General features: G+C 38.1%; 7 protein-coding genes. 4 read left to right on the forward strand and 3 right to left on the reverse strand.

Going from position 1 to position 5,895, the window contains the following annotated elements; genetic code table 11:
* Positions 1 to 133 precede the first annotated feature (133 nt).
* Together QMF79_RS05310 and QMF79_RS05315 are read left to right on the forward strand one after the other, a co-directional pair.
* Positions 134 to 643 carry a peptidylprolyl isomerase gene (locus QMF79_RS05310; protein ID WP_281773028.1) on the forward strand — a complete coding sequence of 170 codons (510 nt, stop codon included), beginning with the start codon at positions 134 to 136 and terminating at the stop codon, positions 641 to 643.
* A 260-nt stretch (positions 644 to 903) separates the two neighbouring features.
* Positions 904 to 2,154, forward strand: a complete 1,251-nt coding sequence (locus QMF79_RS05315) for a multifunctional CCA addition/repair protein (RefSeq protein WP_281773031.1) — start codon at positions 904 to 906, stop codon at positions 2,152 to 2,154.
* 3 nt (positions 2,155 to 2,157) lie between these two features.
* Here the strand turns inward: QMF79_RS05315 and QMF79_RS05320 are convergent, their stop codons facing one another.
* The 3 genes from QMF79_RS05320 to QMF79_RS05330 form a co-directional block, all read right to left on the reverse strand.
* Positions 2,158 to 3,084, reverse strand: a complete 927-nt coding sequence (locus tag QMF79_RS05320) for a LysR family transcriptional regulator (protein WP_281773029.1) — start codon at positions 3,082 to 3,084, stop codon at positions 2,158 to 2,160.
* 112 nt (positions 3,085 to 3,196) lie between these two features.
* Positions 3,197 to 3,415 carry a translation initiation factor IF-1 gene (gene infA, locus QMF79_RS05325; protein ID WP_005705342.1) on the reverse strand — a complete coding sequence of 73 codons (219 nt, stop codon included), beginning with the start codon at positions 3,413 to 3,415 and terminating at the stop codon, positions 3,197 to 3,199.
* A gap of 87 nt (positions 3,416 to 3,502) precedes the next feature.
* Positions 3,503 to 4,390, reverse strand: a complete 888-nt coding sequence (locus tag QMF79_RS05330) for an AraC family transcriptional regulator (RefSeq protein WP_281773032.1) — start codon at positions 4,388 to 4,390, stop codon at positions 3,503 to 3,505.
* A 113-nt stretch (positions 4,391 to 4,503) separates the two neighbouring features.
* On the opposite strand from QMF79_RS05330, the gene QMF79_RS05335 reads away from it, so the two are divergent.
* Positions 4,504 to 4,845, forward strand: a complete 342-nt coding sequence (locus QMF79_RS05335; RefSeq protein WP_005705270.1) for a carboxymuconolactone decarboxylase family protein — start codon at positions 4,504 to 4,506, stop codon at positions 4,843 to 4,845.
* Between the two features lie 308 nt (positions 4,846 to 5,153).
* Positions 5,154 to 5,618, forward strand: a complete 465-nt coding sequence (locus tag QMF79_RS05340; RefSeq protein ID WP_281773030.1) for a tetratricopeptide repeat protein — start codon at positions 5,154 to 5,156, stop codon at positions 5,616 to 5,618.
* Positions 5,619 to 5,895 lie beyond the last annotated feature (277 nt).

Below are 5,895 nucleotides of genomic sequence, written 5' to 3' on the forward strand. Positions count from 1 at the left end.
TATATTTAGTAATATATAAATAGGTGTGTTTGTACATTATACTTATATATCAATTAGATATGCTATTAAATCTAATCTAGCTAGTTCCCCCGTCTATGACGGGAGATTTTTTTATGTGCACTAAGGAAAAAGTATGATCACTTTACACACTAACTTTGGCGATATTAAAATCGCATTAAACTTTGAAAAAGCACCAATTACTGCAAAAAACTTTGAAGATTACTGCAAAGAAGGTTTTTATAACGGTACAATTTTCCACCGTGTGATTGATGGCTTTATGATTCAAGGTGGCGGTATGACATCTGGTTTGAAAGAGAAAGCAACCAAAGCACCAATCGAAAATGAAGCACATAATGGTTTAAGCAACAAACGCGGTACGCTTGCAATGGCTCGCACTTCAGATCCGCATTCAGCAAGTTCGCAATTCTTCATCAACGTGGCAGACAATACGTTCTTAGATTATCGCTCAAAAGAGCTATTTGGTCGTCAAGTAGTGCAAGAGTGGGGTTACGCAGTATTTGGTGAAGTAGTTGAAGGAATGGATGTTGTTGATAAAATCAAAGGTGTGAAAACAGGTAACAAAGGTTTCCACCAAGATGTGCCCGTAGAAGAGGTAGTGATTGAATCAGTAACCGTGGCGTAATTTTATAAGGCAGAGCTCTCTGCCTTTTTATACTGATTTCTTCGTTTTTTCTTCTGCCAAATCTCCCCTCCCCCTCTTTGCTAAAGAGGGGATTTTATCTCAGGATATTTCCATATTATCTTGCTACATCACTAAAAATGTATATGAGCCAATTGTTCTATTTTTGCTAAAGAACTTCCCCCTCTTTAGCAAAGAGGGGGAGGGGAGATTTGGCAGCAGAGAAAACGGAGAGCATAATGAATAAAAATCCCATTTTAACTATGAAAACCTACCTCGTTGGCGGTGCTGTCCGCGATGCTTTATTAAATATTCCTGTAAAAGACCGTGATTTCTTAGTAGTTGGCTCAACACCTGAAGAACTCTTTTCCCTCGGCTATCAACAAGTGGGAGTAAACTTCCCTGTTTTCCTACACCCAGAGACCAAAGAAGAATATGCCCTTGCCCGAACAGAACGAAAAAGCGGGCAAGGTTACAACGGTTTTATCTGCGATTTCTCTCCTGATATAACGCTTGAGCAAGATTTAATTCGCCGCGATCTGACTATCAACGCAATGGCTCAAGACCTTGTAAGCGGTGAAATTTTCGATCCGTTTTGCGGATTGCAAGATTTAAAGAATAAAATTCTTCGCCACGTTTCACTAGCATTTGAGGAAGATCCGTTGCGAGTATTACGTGTGGCACGCTTTGCAGCTCAATTTGCACATTTAGGCTTCAAGATTGCTAATGAAACGGTAAAACTGATGCAAAAAATGACCGCTTGCGGGGAACTCGATCACTTAACCGCTGAGCGAGTTTGGCTTGAGACGCAAAAAGGGCTCAACACGCCTTCGCCGCATATTTATTTTGAGGTATTGAGAAAAGTGGGTGCATTAGCGGTGCTTTTCCCAGAAGTTGAAGCCTTATTTGATAAACCTCAACCAGAAAAATATCACCCTGAAATTGATAGCGGTGTGCATACATTAATGGTACTAGAACAAGCTAAACAATTAGCTAAACAGGCAGAAAACCCGACCGCTTTACTTTTCGCTGCCCTTTGCCACGATTTAGGTAAAAGCTTAACGCCTGAAGAGATTTTGCCTCACCATTACGGGCACGAAGTCAAAGGCATTCAACCGACAAGAAATTTAGCAAACCGCTTAAAAGTACCGAGCGAGGTCAAGGATTTTGCAATTTTGGTGACTGAATATCACCCCCATTGCCATAAGATTGCCGAACTCCGACCTGAAACGGTGTTAAAACTTTTTAATGCGTTAGATGTTTGGCGAAAACCAAATCGATTTAAAGATTTCCTGCTTGCTTGCGAAGCGGATAGTAAAGGACGATTAGACTTTGAAGAACGGGAATACCCGCAAGCTAAACTTGCAATGCAATATTTTGAAGTGGCAAATGAAGTGGATGTGCAACAAGTCATTGCAGATGGTTTTGAGAAACAGGCTATTCGCGATGAATTGAATAAGCGTAGACAGCAAGCCATTAAAGTATTAAAAGAGAACTTTAAAAACTCAATTTAATCATCATTTCAAAACAATCAAACCTGGTAAAGTCGCAAAACTTTGCGATTTTACCGTGTTGTGGAAATCGTTTAGATAGGCAAAATGTTGGTCGGTTTCACGGAATGCACCATATAAGTTACTGTAAAGCCCTTGTTGGGTTATTTTGCGTGAAACCACATAGCCGCGGTCTAAATAGGGTTTTACCGCCCAATATGGTAGGGTTGCAATACCTCGTTTGCTCGCAACAAGCTGGATAATTGCAATTGTCAATTCGCTAGTGCGACGTTTTGGCACAATTCCCGCTGGGCGAAGCACTTTTCGCAACAGATCCAACATATCGTCTGGTACTGGGTAAGTAATCCAAGTTTCATCCGCAAAATCCTCAGCTTCCCACACTTCTTTGTTAGCAAGCCGGTGATCTTTAGCGCAGATGCCCACCATTTCATAGGAAAAGAGTGGATGATAAACAATCCCCTCGGTTTCTTCTGCTTCGGAAACCACCGCCCAGTCAGAACGATGGGTCAGCAATAATCCAACGGTATCAGTATGGAACCCCGATACAATATCCAACTCAACAAGCGGCCAGTTTTGACGGAAAGAGTCCATTGCAGGCATTAGCCAGTCAAAACAGGTATGGCATTCCACAGAAATACGTAATTCTCCCACTTCTCCTTGTTTTACGCGTGCCAAATCTAACTCTGCTTCTACTACTTTTGGCAAAATTTCGTGTGCCAATTTCACTAAACGTTCACCCGCAGGGGTAAAACGCAAAGGCGTCGTCTTACGTTCAAATAACGTAAGATCATATTGATCTTCAAGCAATTTAATTTGATGTGAAAGAGCAGATTGAGTGAGATGAATTCTCTTCGCTGCTAAGGAAACACTACCACTCTCTTTTAAGGCAAGTAAGGTTTTTAAGTGACGAAGTTCGAGAAAAATCGGTTTCATAGCAGGAATTTTTGAAGAGATGATAGAGGAATGGACGAGTGATTTGCAAATTTTCTCTGAAAATTTACCGCTTGCTCGCCCGTTCAATACAAGTTAAAACAATAACTTGTGGTTAGCGTGCACGGAAGATAATGCGTGCTTTGCTTAAATCGTATGGGGTCATTTCAACGGTAACTTTATCGCCAGTTAAAATACGGATATAGTTTTTACGCATTTTACCTGAGATGTGTGCTGTCACAATATGACCGTTTTCTAATTCCACACGGAACATTGTATTTGGTAAGGTTTCTAAAATCGTACCTTGCATTTCAATGCAATCTTCTTTAGCCATTGCTTCCTCTTTTTGAATGTGCTTAATTTAAATAAAACGGTGCGTATTATACCTTGATGGGCTTAAATTACAACTTTAGCAAGATTTTTATTTCCGATATTGGCTTGGCGTAATACCATAAGCTATTTTAAATGCCTTACTAAAATGTGCCTCTGATTGATAACCAATTTCTAAAGCGACCTCAAGCACACTTTTTGGGGTATGTTTAAGTAAATACGCACCTTGTTGTAATCGAATTTGATTAAGAAATCTCTTTGGAGGCATCTTCATTTTTTGCTGGAACACTCGACAGAAAGTTGCACGCGACATTGCTGCCATTTCCGCTAATTGTTCCAAATTCCACTCTGCTTGCGGTTCGTTCAACATTGTTATCAGCACTTGACTTAACCTTTTATCTTCAAATGCTGCAAGCAAGCCCGAATCAACCCATCCTATTTTAAGGGCATATCGTAAAATATAGATAAAAAGCACGTTAGCCAACGCATCAATCACTGATTTTGAGCCTTGATTAGTTTCGTTAGCTTCTTTTAAGAAAAGTTGTAACAGCGGTTGAACTGGAGTTTCAGGCAAATGAAAATGTAAATAATCTGGCAAAGCTCCTATTAACAATGCATCTTTTTGATATAAAAAAGAGCCGCAAAACATTTTAAGATCGGGGGATTTCTGCCCAATTTGACGAAGCTCAAATAAACCTTGTGAAGTCGTTATAGTGGTTGTTTTTTGCGAAAGATTTACACTACTCTGCATACGATGCGGGCAATTTCGGGGCAAGAAAAAAAGGTCGCCCGCTTTTAAATGGAACGTATCTTCCGCAAGCGTTAGCCAACATTCTCCTTGTTCAATAATGTGAAAAATGCCTTCTTCTTGAGCTAAATTGGTATGATGCTCAACTTGCCAATCTCCTTGAAATAAACAACGAATATTGATTCTGCCTTGCACTTGAGCAAGTAAGGTTAGTTTATCTAAATAGTCCATCATAAGATTTTTGCGATAAAGATTGAGAAATTTTGACAATTATTATAGCTTATTTTTCTTATAATACACACATCAGTTAAACATACATTATCATAAATTTAAGGAGAACTATTATGTTTGCAGATTGGAAAAATGACGTCGCTCATGTGAAAAAATCTTTCGGTGGTTTAGGTAAAAAATATCCTAAAATGTTACAAGCTTACCAAGCACTTGGTGCAGCTGCTGCAGAAGGTAACGTGTTAGATGCGAAAACTCGTGAATTAATTGCATTAGCAGTAGCCGTTACAACACGTTGTGAAAGTTGTATTGGCGTTCACGCTGAAGAAGCCGTTCGTGCAGGTGCGACAGAAGATGAAGTTGCTGCTGCATTAGCGATGTCTATCGCTTTAAATGCTGGTGCAGCTTACACTTACTCATTACGTGCATTGGAAGCCTATAACACACAAAAAGCATAATTTAACGATTATAAAAGGCTGATTTAAATTTGAGCATATACGAATTTTGAAATCAGCCTTTTCTATTTTCATTCCCAAATTTCTCTTCTAATCAACGATTAAGTCTCCTCATTTCAAATTATTGTTGTATAATCCACCACCATAATGCTAATAAAATGAGTTGATTTACTATATTGGCCATACTCTCTCTCCTTAATAGCATAAAACTTAAACAATTATTGCAAAAAAAAAAAAACAAATTACAATCGCTACTATTATGATCAAGTAAATTTTATTTTTCTTATTTATTCGTTGATATAGAAAAAACTATGGCTATTACGACACATTTTTTCTACTTAACTGCATTTATCTTAGGCATTTTTTATTCAATTTCAGCAAAATCAAACGAAGCGGAATTCGCGACGAAACATATTGCAAGTAATGTGATTCTTATTACCTATCAAGATGCAGAAAATGACACTCCTTACCAAGCTAAGGATGAATCATCTTCTATTCATTATTTTCATTCAGCAAGTGCTCCTCCTCCCCCTCCAAAGGAAGATTTTATTCCACCGAAAGAAAAAGATCGTTGTGAAAAAATAATTTTGTGGTATTACCACGCTGCCGATCAGGGGAATGTACGAGCACAAGTAATGTTAGGATTTAGTTATTTAGACGGTAGGGGTGTTCCGCAAAGTAAAACGATTGCAAAAACGTGGTTTAAAAAGGCCTGTAAACAGGGCTATAAAAAATCGTGTGATTTTTATCAGCATATTGTTGATGGAGTATGGTAAAAATATTCACGAGTATTATTAGCACTAGCTATAATCAAGCGATCAATATTCGCTCTCATAGATACAAAAGGCAGAGTTTATTCCTGTCCATGCGGTAAAATGATAATCTTTGTCTAAGAACTAACTCTAAGCAACTATTTTTAAAATTTTTATTCATCTAAGTTTATGTATCAAACCAGCATACAAAACCAAAAAATTAGCTAATTCTAGAATCCATTTCTAGATTAATTTATAAAACCCAATTTTTATTTAAAACAGAAAGTTTTAAAAACTAGTT

Source organism: Pseudohaemophilus parahaemolyticus (genome assembly GCF_938021905.1).
Taxonomy (GTDB): Bacteria; Pseudomonadota; Gammaproteobacteria; order Enterobacterales; family Pasteurellaceae; genus Haemophilus_A; species Haemophilus_A parahaemolyticus_B.

Excerpts from the sequence above, each read along its gene's own strand:
- QMF79_RS05310 (WP_281773028.1), top strand. The coding sequence starts at position 134 with ATGATCACTTTACACACTAACTTTGGCGATATTAAAATCGCATTAAAC.
- QMF79_RS05315 (WP_281773031.1), top strand. The coding sequence starts at position 904 with ATGAAAACCTACCTCGTTGGCGGTGCTGTCCGCGATGCTTTATTAAAT.
- QMF79_RS05320 (WP_281773029.1), bottom strand. The coding sequence starts at position 3,084 with ATGAAACCGATTTTTCTCGAACTTCGTCACTTAAAAACCTTACTTGCC.
- infA (WP_005705342.1), bottom strand. The coding sequence starts at position 3,415 with ATGGCTAAAGAAGATTGCATTGAAATGCAAGGTACGATTTTAGAAACC.
- QMF79_RS05330 (WP_281773032.1), bottom strand. The coding sequence starts at position 4,390 with ATGGACTATTTAGATAAACTAACCTTACTTGCTCAAGTGCAAGGCAGA.
- QMF79_RS05335 (WP_005705270.1), top strand. The coding sequence starts at position 4,504 with ATGTTTGCAGATTGGAAAAATGACGTCGCTCATGTGAAAAAATCTTTC.
- QMF79_RS05340 (WP_281773030.1), top strand. The coding sequence starts at position 5,154 with ATGGCTATTACGACACATTTTTTCTACTTAACTGCATTTATCTTAGGC.